The sequence below is a fragment of the Ruegeria jejuensis genome, assembly GCF_041537905.1.
Classification (GTDB): domain Bacteria; phylum Pseudomonadota; class Alphaproteobacteria; order Rhodobacterales; family Rhodobacteraceae; genus Ruegeria_C.
The window spans coordinates 93540-110656 of the sequence record NZ_JBGRUO010000011.1 but is presented as its reverse complement, the minus strand read 5'-3'; the positions used below and the strand labels follow the sequence as shown (position 1 = coordinate 110656).

The window sequence follows — 17117 nt, the reverse complement described above, 5'->3', positions numbered from 1 at the left end:
GCACCGACTCAAACGCAAGAGCCGAGGGGCGTATCATGACTACGAGCTTTCGCGACAAAAAGAAATTCTCGACCGTTCACGGCAAGCAGATGGCCTATATCGACGAGGGACAGGGCGACCCGATCATGTTTTTGCATGGCAACCCGACATCGTCCTATCTGTGGCGCAACATCATGCCCCATCTGGCGGGCAAGGGCAGGCTGATCGCGCCGGACCTGATCGGGATGGGCGATTCCGACAAGCTCGATGACAGCGGCCCTGATCGTTACACCTATGTGGAACACCGCAAATACCTGTTCGCGCTGCTTGAGCAGCTTGGCGTGCGGGACAACGTGACGCTTGTGCTGCATGACTGGGGCTCCGGGCTGGGCTTTCACTGGGCCCATACGCACGCGGACGCGATCAAGGGCATCGCCTTCATGGAGGCCATCGTCGCGCCGGTGCCGGGCTGGGACAGCTTCCCCGAAGCCGCGCGCGAGATGTTCCAGGCCCTGCGCTCGCCCGCTGGGGACGAGATGGTGCTGGAAAAGAACCTGTTCGTGGAGGCGATCCTGCCTGGCTCGATCCTGCGCGATCTGAGTGAGGACGAGATGAATGAATACCGCCGCCCCTTTGGCAATCCGGGCGAGGATCGTCGCCCGACGCTGACCTGGCCGCGCCAGATCCCCATCGCGGGTGAGCCTGCGGATGTGGTCCAGATCGTCTCGGACTATTCCGCCTGGCTGGCGCAGTCGCCGATCCCGAAACTCTTCGTCAATGCCGAACCCGGTGCGCTGATTGCGGGGCCGGTGCGCGACTATGTGCGTGCCTGGCCAGCCCTGTCCGAGGTGACCGTGGCGGGCAGCCATTTCATTCAGGAAGATTCTCCTGATGAGATCGGTCAAGCCATCCGCGACTGGCACGCGAAGCTCTGATCCGGCGGCTCGCCGTTACGGGCCCGGAGGGCACTGACTCCAAATAACAATTTCGGGAAAGGACGCCCTGCAAGCACCGCAAAACTTTTCTCGCGAAAATTTTTCGATATATTGCCTTCTGCAATGGGGGGCGATTGACCCCGGTATGATGACTTGGATTGGATGCGCGGGCGGATGAGCGGGAACAAGATCCGGAACATGGAAGAGTTTGCCGCGCTGAGCGGTATCTCGCGTCCAACGGTTTCAAAATACTTCAATAATCCCGAAAGTGTGCGCGCCTCGACGCGGGCGCGGATCGAGGCTGCGCTGGAGGAGCACGATTATCGCCCCAACATCTATGCGGTGAACCAGAACCGCCGCCTGACCAAGAATATCGGCATCGTGGTGCCGTATCTGGCCGACCCGTTCTTTGCCGAGATTGCCCGGAAACTTGAACTGCGCTGTATCGAGGCGGGCTGGTCCCCGATTCTGTTCAGTGCGCATGGCGAAAAGGATTTGGAGGTCGATATTCTGGACAGCCTGCGCTCGATGAAACCCGCCGGGGTTCTTCTGGCGCCGCTTGGACGGATTTCCGATCGGGGCGTGATCGAGAAATTTTGCCGGGACGTGCCCACGATTCTGTTTGACAGTAACCTGGACGGTATTGGCGAAGCCTTTGTCGGATCAGACAATTTCAGCTTTGTGTCGCAGAGTGTAGAGTATCTGACCCGCACCGGAAACCCTCCGGTTCTGTTCGAGATGTTCCACCCGGCCAACCCGAACGCAAACAAGCGGCGCAAGGCCTATATGTCGATGATGGATCGATTGGGGTTCGATCCTCAGATTTTCCAGGCCGAGGGGCATGGCTGGGGATTCGAAGAGATCGGGTACAAGGAAGGGCTGCGGTTTCTGGATCAGAAACCCGCGCAGACCGATACCGTCCTGTGCAGCAACGACCGGCTTGCGATCGGGTTTCTGTCGGCCTGTTTCGAACGCGGCATCCAGGTCGGGCGCGACGAAAACTGCACGCTGAGGGTGGCGGCACATGACGATCATCCTTTTTCGCGCTTCACCTGCCCATCGCTGACCACTGTGGCCCATGACTACGACCAGGTCTCGAACAAGGTCATCGAAATGCTGTTCCAGCTGATCGAGAGCGGGGGGCATTTCGAGAGCAGGTCAGAGCATCTCTATCCGGCGAAACTCGTTCTGCGGTCTTCGGCTTGATCCAATGAAAAGTTTACGCGCGTAAAGTTTTTGTTGACTTGCCTCCCGAACAGGACGTAGGGTCATTCCCAACATCCAACACAGGGAGGAACAGGATGTATCTCAAGGCATCATTGGGTGCGGCGACTGCCATGGCGCTTGTCATGGGAACGGGAGCTATTGCCGACACCATCACCATCGCGACCGTCAACAACGGCGACATGATCCGTATGCAGGGTTACACGGACGATTTCACGGCCAAGACCGGCCATGAGGTTGAATGGGTCACCTTGGAAGAGAACGTACTGCGTCAGCGCGTGACAACCGATATCAGCACCAAGGGCGGCGCTTTCGACATCATGACCATCGGCATGTACGAAACGCCGATCTGGGGTGCCAATGGCTGGCTGGTCCCGCTTGAGGGGCTGTCCGAGGAATACGATGTCGATGACATCCTGCCCGCGATGCGCGCCGGGCTGAGCCATGACGGCACGCTTTATGCAGCGCCGTTTTACGGCGAAAGCTCGATGGTGATGTACCGCAAGGACCTGATGGAAAAGGCCGGGCTGGAAATGCCCGATGCCCCGACCTGGGAATTCATCCGCGAAGCCGCCGCCGCGATGACCGATCGCGACGCCGAGATCAACGGCATCTGCCTGCGTGGCAAGGCTGGCTGGGGTGAGGGCGGAGCCTTTATCACTGTCACCGGCAACTCGTTTGGTGCCCGCTGGTTCGACGAAGACTGGAATGCGCAGTTCGATCAGCCTGAATGGGCCGAGGCGCTGAATTTCTTTGTTGGCATGATGGAGGAATCCGGACCTCCGGGCTATGCGACCAACGGGTTCAACGAAAACCTGTCGTTGTTCCAGCAGGGCAAATGCGGCATGTGGATCGACGCGACCGTTGCGGCATCCTTCGTGACCAATCCTGACGATTCAACTGTGGCCGATCAGGTGGGCTTCGCTCTGGCGCCAAACACTGGCCTTGGCAAAAACGCCAACTGGCTCTGGGCCTGGGCGCTGGCCATCCCCGCCGGATCGCAGAAAGTGGATGCGGCGCAAGAGTTCCTCGAATGGGCGACCTCAAAAGACTATATCGAGCTGGTTGCCGCAAACGAGGGCTGGGCCAACGTGCCTCCGGGCGCGCGGACCTCGCTTTATGCAAATCCCGAGTATCAGGCTGTGCCGTTTGCTCAGATGACGCTTGACTCGATCAACGCGGCCGACCCGCAGAATCCGACCGTCAAGCCGGTGCCCTATGTCGGTGTCCAGTTCGTGGCTATCCCCGAATTTGCCGGGATCGCCACCGAGGTCAGCCAGGAATTCTCGGCTGTCTATGCTGGTCAGCAGAGCGTGGAGGAAGCGCTTGAAAAGGCCCAGGCGCTGACCAACGACGCGATGGAAGCGGCCGGGTACCGCTAAGGCGGCCGGTCGACCAGACAAACACGCAGAGGGCGCTACGTCCGCCCTCTGTTCCCCCATCCCTTCAAATTCACTGTAAGATTCGCCCGAGGCGGTCCCATGGCCGTCAACAGAGGAGGTGTTTCCATGGCTACGCAGCATTCCAGATCAGCCGCCCGCCTAATGATGGCCCCTGCGGTTGTTCTGCTTCTCGGCTGGATGTTGATCCCGCTTTCAATGACGTTGTTCTTCTCGTTCAAGAAATACCTTCCGCTGCGCGGTGACTCGATGGCCAATGGCCTCGAATGGGTCGGTTTCGCAAACTACGCGCGGTTCGTCGGCTCCAGCGCGTTCTGGCCAAGTGTCCAGGCTACGCTGGTCATCGTTGGCGGCGTTTTGATCATCACGGTGGTTCTTGGCGTTCTGCTTGCACTTCTGCTCAATCAGCCGATGTGGGGCCAGGGTGTGGTCCGTATTCTGGTCATTGCCCCGTTCTTTGTCATGCCCACCGTATCCGCGCTGGTCTGGAAGAACATGTTCATGGACCCGACAAACGGGCTGCTGGCCTATTTGTGGAAGTTCTTCGGTGCCGAGCCCATCGCATGGCTCAGCCAGGCGTCCCTGCCGTCGCTGATCATGATCGTGTCCTGGCAATGGCTGCCTTTTGCGACGCTGATCCTGCTGACGGCGATCCAATCGCTGGATGGCGAGCAGCTTGAAGCGGCGGAAATGGATGGCGCGCCTTCGATCAAGCGCTTCTGGTTCATCATTCTGCCGCATCTGAGCCGCGCGATCACCATCGTGATCCTGATCCAGACGATCTTTCTGCTGGCGATCTTCGCCGAGATATTCGTCACCACCGGCGGCGCCTTTGGAACCAAGACACTGTCTTACCTGATCTTCCAGCGGGTGCTGGAAAGCCAGAATGTCGGACTTGGATCGGCAGGCGGTGTCTACGCAATCATTCTCGCCAATATCGTTGCCATCTTCCTGATGCGCATCGTCGGCAAGAACCTGGACGCGTGAGGAGGACCCCATGGCACGCTCTGTTACGCAAAACCGCAAGATCATCAACACCACTGCCGCCTGGGCCGTCGGATTGCTGATCTTCTTCCCGATCCTCTGGACCATCCTCACCAGCTTCAAGACCGAAGCGCAGGCCATTTCCGACCCGCCAGTTTTTCTGGCCTTTGACTGGACGCTGGAGAATTACGGCGTGGTCATGGAGCGGTCGAACTACATGCGCTTTCTGTGGAATTCGATCGTCATCGCGGGCGGTTCGACCATCCTCGGGATCATCATCGCGGTACCCGCCGCCTGGTCGATGGCCTTTGTGCCCTCAAAGCGCACCAAGGACATCCTGCTCTGGATGCTGTCGACCAAGATGTTGCCGGCGGTTGGTGTGCTCTATCCGATCTACCTGCTGTTCATCAAACTGGGGCTTCTGGATACCAAGTTCGGTCTGACCATCGTGCTGATGCTGATCAACCTGCCGATCATTGTCTGGATGCTTTACACCTACTTCAAGGAAATCCCCGGCGAGATCCTGGAAGCGGCACGGATGGACGGGGCCAGCCTGAAGGAAGAAGTGCTTTATGTGCTGACGCCGATGGCCATTCCCGGCATCGCCTCGACCTTGTTGCTCAATGTCATCCTGGCCTGGAACGAAGCCTTCTGGACGCTGAACCTGACGGCGGCCAAAGCAGCCCCGCTCACGGCCTTCATCGCCAGCTACTCCAGCCCCGAAGGCTTGTTCTACGCCAAGCTCAGCGCGGCCTCGACCATGGCGATTGCGCCGATCCTCATCCTTGGCTGGTTCAGCCAGAAACAACTTGTCAGCGGCCTGACCTTCGGCGCCGTCAAATAAGGAAACTGACCAATGGGACAAATTCAACTGAACCAAGTGACCAAAAGCTTCGGCGACGTTCAGGTCATTCCGCCACTGGATCTGACCATCGAAGACGGAGAGTTCACGGTTTTCGTCGGCCCCTCGGGCTGCGGTAAGTCCACCCTCCTGCGGCTGATCGCGGGGCTGGAGGACATCACCTCCGGGCATATCGCAATTGACGGGACAGACGCCACTGATGTGCCCCCGGCCAAGCGCGGTCTGGCCATGGTGTTCCAGTCTTATGCGCTCTACCCGCATATGTCAGTGCGCAAAAACATCGCCTTTCCGATGCGCATGGCCGGGATTGATCAGGCCGAACAGGACCGGCGGATCGAGGCCGCCGCCAAGGCGCTGAACCTGACCGACTATCTGGACCGGCGTCCCGGCCAATTGTCGGGTGGCCAGCGCCAGCGGGTGGCCATCGGGCGGGCCATTGTGCGTGAACCGGCGGCCTTCCTCTTTGACGAGCCGCTGTCCAATCTGGACGCCGCGCTTCGGGTCGGCATGCGGCTGGAAATCAGCGAAATGCATGAACGGCTCAAGACCACGATGATCTATGTGACCCACGATCAGGTCGAGGCAATGACCATGGCCGACAAGATTGTGGTGCTGCGCGCCGGTATCGTCGAGCAGGTCGGCAGCCCGCTGGAACTTTACCAGCAGCCCGGCAACACCTTTGTCGCCGGATTCATCGGCTCGCCCAAGATGAACCTGATCGAAGGTCCGGAAGCCGCCAAGCATAACGCAACCACCATCGGCATCCGCCCCGAGCATATCGACATCTCGGAAACCGAAGGCATGTGGCAAGGCACGGTGGGTGTGTCCGAACATCTGGGCTCCGACACGTTCTTCCACATCCAGAGCGGGCTGAGCACCGAGCCGCTGACGGTGCGGGCAGGTGGCGAGCGCAAGCTGAAATACGGCACCGAAGTCTACCTGACCCCGCAGACCGAACACCTGCACCGGTTCGACCAGAACGGGCTCAGGATCGAATGACCCGGCTGGACGGCAAAACGGCCCTGATTACTGGCGCGGCCCGAGGCATCGGGCGCGCCTTTGCCGAGGCGTATCTCGCCGAGGGTGCCAGGGTGGCAATTGCCGATATCGACATCACCCGCGCTCGTGAGACCGCCGGTGAGATCGGCGCGGTGGCGATCCATATGGATGTAACGGATCAGGCCAGCATCGAGGCAGGTGTGGCCGAGGCCGTCGCTCAATTGGGTCAGATCGACATCCTGATCAACAACGCGGCGATCTTCACCGCAGCACCGATCACCGAGATCACGCGCGCGGATTTTGCCCGCACCTTCGACATCAATGTCGCGGGCACGCTTTTCACGTTGCAGGCCGTCGCCAGCCACATGATCGCGCGCGGGCAGGGCGGCAAGATCATCAACATGGCCTCGCAGGCGGGGCGCCGGGGCGAGCCATTGGTGGCCGTGTACTGTGCCACCAAGGCCGCAGTGATCAGCCTGACGCAATCGGCGGGGCTCAACCTCATCGAACACGGGATCAATGTGAACGCCATCGCACCCGGCGTGGTCGATGGCGAGCATTGGGACGGGGTTGATGCGTTTTTTGCCAAATATGAGGGCAAGGCACCGGGGCAGAAGAAACGCGAAGTCGGTCAGGCCGTGCCCTTTGGCCGCATGGGCGTGGCCGAAGATCTGACCGGCATGGCGGTGTTTCTGGCCAGTACCGAGGCTGACTATATCGTCAGCCAATGTTTTAACGTGGATGGCGGGCAATGGATGAGCTGATGAAAGATATGGCGTCCTCTCCGACCGGGTTGAGCCTGGCAACTCTTGCTGCGATGCCGAGCCATATAGACAGGCCGCGCTATGACAGGCGCGACCTCAGCCCCGGCATTGTGCATATCGGGCTGGGCAATTTTCACCGCGCCCATCAGGCCTGGTATCTGCACCGCCTGATGCAGCAGGGCGAAGCGCTGGATTGGGCGATCATCGGTGCGGGCGTGCGGCCCTATGATGCGGCGATGCGCGAGAAGCTGATCGCGCAGGACTGCCTGACAACGCTCGTCGAACTGGCCCCGGACAGCCGCGCCGCCGAAATCATCGGCCCGATGGTCGACTATCTGCCGATCGAGGACGGGCACGGCGCCCTGATCCGGGCCATGGCTGATCCGTCGATCCGGATCGTCTCTCTGACGGTGACCGAGGGGGGCTACTTCATCGACGGCGCCACCGGCGGGTTCGACGTCACTCACCCGGACATTCAGCACGATGCGGCCAATCCGGACATTCCGAAAACGGCCTTTGGCGCGATGGTCGCAGCGCTTCGGATGCGCCGCGCTGCGAATATTCGGCCCTTCACCGCGATGAGCTGTGACAATCTGCAAGGCAATGGCCGCATCCTGCGCAACCTCATTGTCGGGCTTGCTCGGCTGAGCGATCCAGATCTGGCCCGCTGGATCGACAGTGAAGGCGCGTTTCCCAACTCAATGGTCGATTGCATCGTGCCCGCCACCGGCCCCGGCGAACTGGCGCTTGTGCGCGACATGGGGGTCGAAGATGCGGTGCCGGTCCCTCATGAGAACTTTCGCCAATGGGTGATCGAAGACAGCTTTGTGACGGGCCGCCCCAACTGGGATAGGGCGGGGGCCACCTTTTCAGAAGATGTGCATGCCTATGAAATGATGAAGATCCGGGTTCTGAATGCCGGGCATCAGGTGGTCGCAAATGCGGGCGTGCTGCTGGGTGTTGAAACCATCGCCGACTGCCTGTCCCATCCGCTGATCAAGGCGCTGTTCCGCAAGGTGCAACGCACCGAGATCGCGCCCTATATCGCCCCGGTTCCCGGCATGGCGCCGGAGGCTTACATCGACCTGATCGAACAGCGTTTCGCCAATCAAGCGATCCGGGACACCACAAGGCGAGTGGCATTTGACGGCTCGTCCCGGCATCCCGGTTTTGTGCTGCCGATCCTGCGCGATGCGCTTGCCGCGGGCGGTCCCATCGACGGGCTGGTGCTGGTCGAGGCGCTCTGGGCGCGCATGTGCGCGGGCACCTGCGAGGATGGAACGCGGATCGAGCCGAACGACCCGGCCTGGGATCAACTGGTGCCTGTTGCAAAACGGTCCAAGGACAGACCTCAGGCCTGGCTGGAAGAGACCGGGCTTTATGGCGCGCTTGCAACAGATGCGCGGGTCGTGCGGGCCTTCGAACACTGGCTCCCGCTCATTTGGCAGGACGGCGTGGCTGCGGCGCTCGAAACCTATACCCGGTCGCTCGAAGGGGCCTGACTCTGCACGTCACTCTTTCGTGGCGTTCGCGGGCCAGAGCTGCCTCGCCGCGAGCAGGCTGAGCGCGCAGATCACGCCGAGCGCAAAGAAACTCGGCGCCGGGCCGAACCGGGCGAGCAGCCAGCCGGTCAGCGGATAGGCCAGCAACCAGCAGGCATGGGACAGGGTGAACTGCGCAGCAAACAGCGCCGGGCGATCCTCGGGCGGGGCAGAGCGGCGCAGCAGGCGACCTACCGGCGTCATCACGCCCGAATAGCCAATCCCGATCAGGCACCACCCGCTCAGCAGGATCATCGGTGTCAGTCCGGCCAAGACCGCAACGCTTCCCAGCGCAAGACAGGTTCCGACTGCAAGCAGGGTGCTGGCCATCATAACAGATCGGTCGGAGCGGTGCTCCAGCAGCCGGGGCAGCACCAGCGCGGCCGCCATCGAGCCAGCGCCGAAACTGCCCAATGCCAGCGCCACCATCGTCTCGCCCAGACCCAGCGTGCTGCGGATCAGGACCACGGTGTTGACCAGAACCATACCGCTCACCATCGCCGCCGACAGGCTCAGCGCCAGCAGCCCGCGCAGGCGCGGCAGGCTCAGGTAAAGACGGATGCCGCGCGTAGTGTGGTCCCAGATTCCACGACGCGCGGTCGGTTTTGGCGAGGGCAGTGTCAGCACCCCGATCAGCAGCGCCGAGGCGAGAAAGCCCATCGTCGTGCCCCAGAACAGCGTGTCGAAGCTGACCAGAACCAGCAGGGCGGCAGCCAGGGCAGGGCTGGCGAGGTTTTCCAGATCATAGGCCAGTCGCGATAGCGACAGCGCGTTGGTATAGTCGCGCTCTTCGGGCAGAACATCCGGGATCGTGGCCTGAAAGGCGGGCGTAAATCCGGCCGAGGCGGCCTGAAGCACGAAGATCAGCGCATAAATCTGCCAGATCGCATCGACAAAAGGCAGGCAGAGCGCCGCCCCCGCCCGCACAAGATCCAGCACGATCAGCATTCTGCGCCGGTCCAGCTGCGCGGCAAAGGCAGCCGCGATCGGGGCCAGCCCCACATAGGCCAGCATCTTGATGGTCAGCGCCGTACCCAGCACCACCCCCGCCTGCGCTCCGGCCAGATCGAAAGCCAAAAGGCTCAGCGCCACCGTGGCAAGGCCGGTGCCCAGCAGCGCAACCACCTGCGCAGCAAAGAGATTTCGATAGGTCCGGTGGCGCAGAACGCTCAGCATCTCAGGGCGCTGCCTGGTGGGATTTGACATGATCGCGTCGGGTCATGGCGCAGCCTTATCCGGCCGAATACGTAAGTCAAACCAGGAGCAACGCGCCGGTCATTGGCTCAAATCCTGCACACATTGGCGCGATCCGGTATTTTCGAACCGGGACGGGCTGTCTATGTCACCGGAATGGAACCGGAATTCAAAATCGAATGGGACGGGCCATGCTCACGCTATCACGAAACACGGGTGCGCGAGCAAGTCTCCCGGCGGGCGCAATTTCTTGACGATCCTACCTTTCCGCGTGGATGCAGCTACTTGCGTGTTCCGCTTGTGCCGCAGGACTACGAGGGGCCGGGCATCGATTGCCACTGGGACGACGATCGCCATGTGCTGGTCTGTTATATGGATATAGAAGACGGTCCGCTGCCTCAGGAGCTTGAAGCCTTTGTTAGCCCAAATGACGACAGGCCCGAGGATTTTTCGATCACTGGTCCCAATTTCGACCGGCCAAGACGCCTGAACTGACGCCAGGCACCCGGCCTTCCGAATTCATCCAAACGCCTGTCGCAAGAGCTCCATCGCTTCTTCCGGGTCGGTGACCCAGTTCAGGAACGTGCCAAGCGAGGGATCGGCAAAACCCTGATTGATCGTGCGCTCGACAAGAACGCGCAGCGGGTCCCAGTAACCCTCTATATTCATGACCAGAATGGGTTTGTCATGCAGGCCCAGTTGTCGCCATGTCAGCGCCTCGAACAGCTCATCCAGCGAGCCCGGCCCACCCGGCAGCACCACGACCGCATCGGCGTTCATGATCATCACCTTCTTGCGCTCATGCATGGTTTCGGTGACCACATAGCGGGTCAGGTCGGACTTGCCGACCTCGCGCCGCACCAGATGCTCGGGGATGACGCCAAACGTGTCACCACCTGCGCTTTGCGCGGCTCGCGCGACCTCGCCCATCAGCCCCACATCTCCGGCCCCGTAGACCAGCCGCCAACCCTCCCGCGCGAGCAATGTTCCAAAGCTGCGGGCGGCCTTGGTATAGGCAGGCATTGCTCCGGGGCGTGATCCGCAATACACACAGACGGATTTATTGTTCATGGGCGGGCCTTTCGCTGGCACAATAGGGGGAGTACCCCCTGATAACGAGGCGCAAGGGTAGGCTCAATATCAGGTCCGGAATTCTTGCCCATCATGGCGGGAACCGGGCGGCGGGGCGCGAAGGGAGCACAATGGCGGAGCACGCTGGTGGCGAAGGAGGCGGCAAAACGACCTGGGCAATTGTCGCAGGCGGGGCTGCGGTGGCGGTCGCACTGGTCTATTTCCTGTCCTCGCAGGACCAGCCAGAACCCGAGGCCGATACCTCTGCAACGCCGCAGACGAGCGTGGCCGAGACGGGCGAAACGGATGCGGGTCAAACGGACTTGGGCGAAGCAGAGGCGGGTGAGACAACCGATCCCGGCGAGCCTACGACGGCCTCAGAACCCGCATCGGATGACACCGCTGCCGAGGCAACCGATCAACCAACCTCCGAAGCCAATCCACCCGCGCCGACCGATACTGCAGAAGCCGAAGACCCGGAGCAGCGGACTGAGGTGCCAGACACGGAGGTCGTTGCGCCTGAGCTTGACCTGATCCGGGTGGAGCCGGATGGGTCGACCACGCTTGCGGGGCGGGCTGCGCCAGGCAGTCAGGTGCAGGTACTGGTGGACGGGGACGAGGTGCATTCCTTTGAGGTCGACCAAAGCGGGCAGTTCGCTGCGCTGTTTCCAATCACGCCCGAGGATGCGCCCCGAACCCTCACGCTGCGCTCGGAGCGGGGCGATCAGGCCGCTTTGTCGGATGACTTCGTGATCGCGGCGGCGCCAGAGCGCGCGCCCGATCAACTGGCCGCAAATGAGACCCCCTCGGAAACGCGCCCTTCGGAAGAGAGCCGCACTGGTACCGAAAACGGGGATGGGGATGATGCCACTGACGCCGAAGCGACGCTCGATATTGCCACAAACGATACCTCCGCTCTATCAGACGACCCCGCCGATGCGCAACCGGCGCCGCCGGACAGCACCGACGAGACAGACCTGGCCGAGGCAACGCTGGATACCACGCAAGACACCACCAACGACACGCCTACCATCCTGCGCTCGGATGAAGAGGGTGTGGAACTGGTGCAATCGCCACAGGCACAAAGCCCGGCGGCGGGGCAGGGGCTGCAACTCGATACGATTGGTTACACCGACACAGGCGAGGTCGAGTTGACCGGACGCGCCGCAGGCGGTGCCATCGTGCGGATCTATCTCGACAACCGGGCCGCACGTGACCTGACGACGGCAGAGGATGGCCGCTGGCGGGGCGAGATCGACGGGATCGCCCCGGGCACCTATACGCTGCGCCTTGATGCGCTGGGCGAGGATGGCAAGGTGATCGACCGGCTGGAAACCCCGTTCCGCCGCGAAGCGCCCGAACAACTGCTGGCGTCAGACGCAGATGTCGCCACCCAGCCCGCAACCATTCGCGCCATCACCGTGCAGCAGGGTGACACGCTCTGGGCGATATCGCGCGATCGCTATGGCGACGGGGTGCTCTATGTGAAAGTGTTCGACGCGAACCGGGACAGCATCCGGAACCCCGATCTGATCTATCCGGGGCAAATATTCAACCTGCCGGAGTGATCTCTGGTCCCAGCAGAGCCAGCCATGAAGCCAGCACGCGCGACCCCGACCAAACAGGACATCTCGGACACCGAACGCCGCTCGGGCTGGCGCACGATCCGCAAGGTGACGCCCTATCTCTGGCCCGAGGATGAGCCCTGGGTCAAAAAACGGGTGATCTGGGCCATGGCGGCGCTGGTTTTTGCAAAGCTGATCGCGGTTTACACGCCGATCCTCTATCGAAACGCGGTGGACTCGCTGGCCGGTGACGCACAATCTCAACTGCTGCTGGGGGCGGTGGGTTTGACCGTGGCCTATGGCGTGGCGCGGATGATGACCGTGGGGTTCCAGCAATTGCGCGACGCGCTCTTTGCACCGGTGGGCCAGCGCGCGCTGAGGGCCTTGGCGCTGGAGACCTTCCAGCATATCCATCGCTTGTCGATGCGCTATCACATCACCCGCAAGACCGGCGGACTCAGCCGGATCATCGAGCGCGGGGTCAAGGGCGTGGATTTCCTGCTGCGCTTTCTGCTGTTTTCCATCGGCCCGCTGATCCTGGAACTGGTGCTGGTCGCTGTTGTTCTGATGTGGCTTTTCGATGTCTGGTATCTGGTCGTTGTTGCCGTCACCATCGGGCTTTACATCTGGTTCACCTTCGCGGTGACCGAGTGGCGGGTAAAGCTCCGCCGCGAGATGAACGAGCAGGATACCGAGGCCAATCAGCGCGCCATCGACAGCCTGCTGAATTTCGAAACCGTCAAGTATTTCAGCGCCGAAGAACGCGAGGCGCACCGCTATGATCAGTCGATGGGGGCCTATGCGCAGGCCGCGCTCAAGACCGCCTATTCGCTGGCCTTCCTGAATTTCGGCCAGTCCTTCCTGATCACCTGCGGGTTGGTGGGCGTGATGGTGATGGCCGCGCTTGGCGTGCAGAGCGGGCAGTTGACCGTGGGCGATTTCGTCATGGTCAACGCCTACATGATCCAGATCACCGTGCCGCTCAATTTTCTTGGCACCGTCTATCGCGAGATTCGCCAGTCGCTGGTTGATATGGGCGAGATGTTCGATCTGCTCGAACAGCCTGCCGAGGTCAGCGACAAGCAAGGCGCGCGCGCGCTCAAGGTCAATGGCGGAGAGATCACGCTGGAGGATGTGCATTTCGGCTATGAACCCGACCGCGAGATTCTCAAAGGTGTCTCGCTTGCAGTGCGCGCTGGTCAGACCGTTGCCATCGTGGGGGCCACCGGTTCGGGCAAATCGACCATCGGGCGGCTTTTGTTCCGGTTCTATGATGTGACGGCGGGAGCGCTGAAGATCGACGGGCAGGATGTGCGCGACGTGACGCAACAAAGCCTGCATGAGAATATCGGCGTGGTGCCGCAGGACACGGTGCTGTTCAACGACACGATCCGCTACAACATCGCATATGGCCGCGCTGATGCCACCATGGACGAGGTCGAGGACGCTGCGCGCGCAGCCCAGATCCACGACTTCATCGCGCAGCTGCCCGAGGGGTATGACACCAAAGTGGGCGAACGCGGGTTGAAACTGTCAGGTGGCGAGAAACAGCGCGTCGGCATCGCGCGCACATTGCTGAAGAACCCGCCCATCCTGCTGCTGGACGAGGCAACCAGCGCGCTCGACACCGAAACCGAGCAGGAGATCAAGGATGCGCTGGCGCGCGCGGGCGAGGGCCGCACGGTGATCACCATCGCCCACCGCCTCAGCACCATTGCCGAGGCCGACCGGATCGTGGTTCTGGATGCTGGCCGGATCGTCGAACAGGGCACCCATGACGAATTGCTCGGTCATGAGGGGCGGTACGCCCAGCTCTGGTCGCGCCAGCAGCGGGACAGCGACGAGGCGGCCTGATCCTGAACATTTGCGCGAAAGCGCGCTGGTTGTTATCGGGGCAGGGCGGCCGGCATTTCGGGCGCATATAGGTTGTGTTTGCGGGCGTTCGCTGCCTATATGCGTGTGACTCTGACATGTCTGAATAACAGGATCTCACCCATGAAAAGACTGCACGCCTTGGGCGCAATCGCGATGTTGATTGCAAGCCAGACACCTGCCCATGCCGATGATCTGGAATTCATGCTGGCCAATGAAAGCAGCGCCGATCTTGTGGAGTTCAACATCTCCAGCGCGTCGTCGGATGACTGGGAAGAGAACCTGCTTGAGGGCGGATACCTGGCACCCGGTTATGAAAGCGGCGTGCTGATCGCGGATGGGCTCAGCACCTGCATCTATGATCTGCGCGGAGTCTTCGCGGATGGCTCCGAAGTGGAGGATTTCGGTCTCGATCTCTGTGATCTGGGCGGCTACACCTTCACCGACTGATCCCGTCTCATCTGCCTTGTCTGAGAGCTTGCCGCGAAAGCGGCGGGCTCGACCTCACTCGGAGATATCACATTCGCGCGCGGCTGTTTTGCCGGGCGGTGCGGGCGTGATATCTTGAGGTTGCGTGAGTTCGAGGTGACGACATGTATCGCAGTTTGAAAAACGGCCTGAGGCAGACCGCCTTTGCAGTTGGGCTTTGCGTCGCGGCGGCGCAGGCCGGGGCCGACCCGATCGTGGGACTCTGGAAGACCGAGCCGGACCGCAAAGACCTGATCTCGCATATCAAGATCAGCACCTGCGGCGACAAGTTCTGCGGCGTGATCGAAAGCGCCTATGACAAATCCGGCAAAGAAGTGCAGACCAAGAATATCGGCAAGCGCTTGTTCTGGGATGTCGCCAGCGAGGGCGGCGGCACATATGGCGGAGGCGAGTTCTGGGTCCCGCTGATCGATGTCGACGCGGTGCCGACCATGACGCTCAGCGGCAACAGCCTGAAGGTCAAAGGCTGCAGCCACCATATCTGCGGACACCAGACCTGGACCCGGCTCTGATCACTCGGTTGGATAGGAACAGCTTAGCGGGAAGTTCAACAACAGGGTCGCCGGGATAGTGTGCTGACCGGGTTTCATGCGGGTGTTCGTAAGGCGGGCGAAGCGGGCTTCTCTGTTCTCTTTGGCATGATCTGCAATTGAGGCAACAGCCGCGTCAGATGCTTGAACACCGCAGTCGCAGATACTCCCACCGGCTCTTACGACTTGTCGTTTGCTGGAACCCAGCAAGCCCCTACCGATAGGCCGGGCGGGCGTGGCCAAACGGAGACTCCCACGCTTTACTTGCTCGGCGTCAGGTCCACGATGTCCTCTTCGGTCGTGTCATCGAGGGGACGGATGATGACCTCATCGCCGATTTCTGCGAAGTCGATCTGCTTCAGATCAACCATCCGCACCCGTCGGCTGAACTGCGTGTGGTAGTAGAACACGTGGTTTTTGGTATCGATCGCGGTGGTGTATTGCGTCGCGCTGTAGAGCAGATCGTCAAGGGCGGGTGCATCATCTGCGCCCTCGGCCGCTCCGAGCGGTACGTTGAAATTGTCGAGAATCCGGAAAGTTTCACGCACTGTGTCGTATCCGCCAGTTGTCGGCCGCGCCGTCGTCGAGAACGCCACGGCACGCACGAAGCGCGATGGTGGCGTGAAATCGCCGGGCAATCCGATCATGCCGCTGCCAGCACCAAGCGCCGAAAACTGTTCGCCGTCAATCGTCTTCGGCGGTACTGAAACGGGAGACAAGTTTACGTAATTGCGCAGATTGGTCGTGTGCCAGTCATAGGTAGGCGCGTTGGTGATCACACCAAGCGGCGCGTCAAAAATCTGAACTTCCTTACTGTCGAATTCGACCACTATCGAGTTGCCGGAGGGTTCGGTGAAGATAAGATGCATGGGCGCTGGAAAGCCGAGCGCTTCTTCTACGACCGACACGACCCGTATCTCGGCAAAGGCGTTGCGCACCTCCTCGATGCTCTGGAACTGGCTGAGCATATAGCCGAGGACGTCGGGCGGTGACAGCGACACATCGGCCTGGCCGGGGTCATAGTCCTTGTATTCGGAAAATCCGGGCAAATAGAACATGCCACCGGAAAGCCCGACTTCATTGATGCCATCGGTCAGAGCTGTCTTGTCGAGAATGGAAATGCCAACGACACCGTATTTGCCGGTCCAGGCCATGCCGGCACTGCCATCCGGCATCTCCTCGGATTCGAATGCGTGTCCGCGCGGAATGATATCGAGCCGTCCTTTCAAATCGAAGGGCCCCCATTCCAGGGTCCGACCGAACACAACGCTTCCGTCCCCTCCGGTCAGCGTAACCCCTGTACAGGCCAATGCGGCGGGCGTAAGTATTGTAACGCTGAACAGTGCGGCGATCAGGCCTGACAAGATCCGTCTCATTTCCAGTTTCTCCTTACACGGGTTTGTATTCGTGCTCCGGCTTTCGGCTGGATTGCTGCCGCGATGTCGAGTGGCAAATGACTGCGGGGCAGAGGGCGTGCCCGTCTTTGCTGTGGCTAAGCAACCCAATTGGACAACATCACCATGACCTATAAGTGTCGGTTTTTCTATGGTTCGTTTCTGAAACAGGCAGGGCATCCATTGATGACAAGCATGTCCGCCCCGGGTTCGAAGCGGTCTTTGAACTTTCATTGAGTACTGACGTTGCGCCGTAAAACAGGCTGGCAAAACACAGGGCCGATGTTCACCTGGTTTTGCTCCGGACGCCTGCC

General features: G+C 61.0%; 16 protein-coding genes. 13 read left to right on the top strand and 3 right to left on the bottom strand.

What is annotated here, in order from left to right; all coding sequences use genetic code 11:
• Nucleotides 1-35: 35 nt before the first annotated feature.
• The 8 genes from AB1E34_RS14305 (at nt 36) to AB1E34_RS14270 (ending at nt 8649) form a co-directional block, all read left to right on the top strand.
• Nucleotides 36-914 carry a haloalkane dehalogenase gene (locus tag AB1E34_RS14305; protein WP_372573021.1) on the top strand — a complete coding sequence of 293 codons (879 nt, stop codon included), beginning with the start codon at nt 36-38 and terminating at the stop codon, nt 912-914.
• Between the two features lie 174 nt (nt 915-1088).
• Nucleotides 1089-2120 (top strand): LacI family DNA-binding transcriptional regulator, encoded by a 1032-nt coding sequence (locus AB1E34_RS14300; RefSeq protein WP_372573020.1) that lies wholly within the window; start codon nt 1089-1091, stop codon nt 2118-2120.
• 95 nt (nt 2121-2215) lie between these two features.
• Nucleotides 2216-3520 carry an ABC transporter substrate-binding protein gene (locus AB1E34_RS14295; protein WP_372573019.1) on the top strand — a complete coding sequence of 435 codons (1305 nt, stop codon included), beginning with the start codon at nt 2216-2218 and terminating at the stop codon, nt 3518-3520.
• A gap of 126 nt (nt 3521-3646) precedes the next feature.
• Complete coding sequence (locus AB1E34_RS14290) at nt 3647-4525, top strand: carbohydrate ABC transporter permease (RefSeq protein ID WP_372573018.1); 879 nt, start codon at nt 3647-3649, stop codon at nt 4523-4525.
• 10 nt (nt 4526-4535) lie between these two features.
• Nucleotides 4536-5366, top strand: a complete 831-nt coding sequence (locus AB1E34_RS14285; protein ID WP_372573017.1) for a carbohydrate ABC transporter permease — start codon at nt 4536-4538, stop codon at nt 5364-5366.
• A gap of 12 nt (nt 5367-5378) precedes the next feature.
• Complete coding sequence (locus AB1E34_RS14280) at nt 5379-6383, top strand: ABC transporter ATP-binding protein (protein WP_372573016.1); 1005 nt, start codon at nt 5379-5381, stop codon at nt 6381-6383.
• Nucleotides 6380-7147, top strand: coding sequence for an L-iditol 2-dehydrogenase (locus AB1E34_RS14275; protein WP_372573015.1), 768 nt, complete (start codon nt 6380-6382; stop codon nt 7145-7147). The genes AB1E34_RS14280 and AB1E34_RS14275 overlap by 4 nt, the downstream gene beginning before the upstream one ends.
• Nucleotides 7135-8649 carry a mannitol dehydrogenase family protein gene (locus tag AB1E34_RS14270; protein WP_372573014.1) on the top strand — a complete coding sequence of 505 codons (1515 nt, stop codon included), beginning with the start codon at nt 7135-7137 and terminating at the stop codon, nt 8647-8649. The genes AB1E34_RS14275 and AB1E34_RS14270 overlap by 13 nt, the downstream gene beginning before the upstream one ends.
• Before the next feature lie 9 nt (nt 8650-8658).
• Here AB1E34_RS14270 and AB1E34_RS14265 read toward each other — a convergent pair whose 3' ends face one another.
• A complete protein-coding gene (locus tag AB1E34_RS14265) occupies nt 8659-9864 on the bottom strand; it encodes an MFS transporter (RefSeq protein ID WP_372573060.1) in 1206 nt (401 codons plus the stop codon).
• Nucleotides 9865-10038: 174 nt separating this feature from the next.
• Here AB1E34_RS14265 and AB1E34_RS14260 point away from each other — a divergent pair, with 174 nt between their 5' ends.
• Nucleotides 10039-10377 carry a hypothetical protein gene (locus AB1E34_RS14260; RefSeq protein WP_372573013.1) on the top strand — a complete coding sequence of 113 codons (339 nt, stop codon included), beginning with the start codon at nt 10039-10041 and terminating at the stop codon, nt 10375-10377.
• Nucleotides 10378-10401: 24 nt separating this feature from the next.
• Here AB1E34_RS14260 and AB1E34_RS14255 read toward each other — a convergent pair whose 3' ends face one another.
• Nucleotides 10402-10953 carry an LOG family protein gene (locus AB1E34_RS14255; protein ID WP_372573012.1) on the bottom strand — a complete coding sequence of 184 codons (552 nt, stop codon included), beginning with the start codon at nt 10951-10953 and terminating at the stop codon, nt 10402-10404.
• Between the two features lie 131 nt (nt 10954-11084).
• On the opposite strand from AB1E34_RS14255, the gene AB1E34_RS14250 reads away from it, so the two are divergent.
• From AB1E34_RS14250 to AB1E34_RS14235, 4 genes are all read left to right on the top strand, one after another.
• The gene (locus AB1E34_RS14250; RefSeq protein ID WP_372573011.1) at nt 11085-12521 is read left to right on the top strand and encodes a LysM peptidoglycan-binding domain-containing protein; all 1437 of its coding nucleotides are present in this window, start codon (nt 11085-11087) and stop codon (nt 12519-12521) included.
• A 24-nt stretch (nt 12522-12545) separates the two neighbouring features.
• Nucleotides 12546-14372 (top strand): ABCB family ABC transporter ATP-binding protein/permease, encoded by a 1827-nt coding sequence (locus AB1E34_RS14245; protein WP_372573010.1) that lies wholly within the window; start codon nt 12546-12548, stop codon nt 14370-14372.
• Between the two features lie 141 nt (nt 14373-14513).
• Nucleotides 14514-14840 (top strand): hypothetical protein, encoded by a 327-nt coding sequence (locus tag AB1E34_RS14240; protein WP_372573009.1) that lies wholly within the window; start codon nt 14514-14516, stop codon nt 14838-14840.
• Nucleotides 14841-14983: 143 nt separating this feature from the next.
• A complete protein-coding gene (locus AB1E34_RS14235) occupies nt 14984-15391 on the top strand; it encodes a DUF2147 domain-containing protein (protein WP_372573008.1) in 408 nt (135 codons plus the stop codon).
• Between the two features lie 278 nt (nt 15392-15669).
• Here the strand turns inward: AB1E34_RS14235 and AB1E34_RS14230 are convergent, their stop codons facing one another.
• Nucleotides 15670-16773 (bottom strand): linear amide C-N hydrolase, encoded by a 1104-nt coding sequence (locus tag AB1E34_RS14230; protein ID WP_372573007.1) that lies wholly within the window; start codon nt 16771-16773, stop codon nt 15670-15672.
• Between the last annotated feature and the right edge of the window lie 344 nt (nt 16774-17117).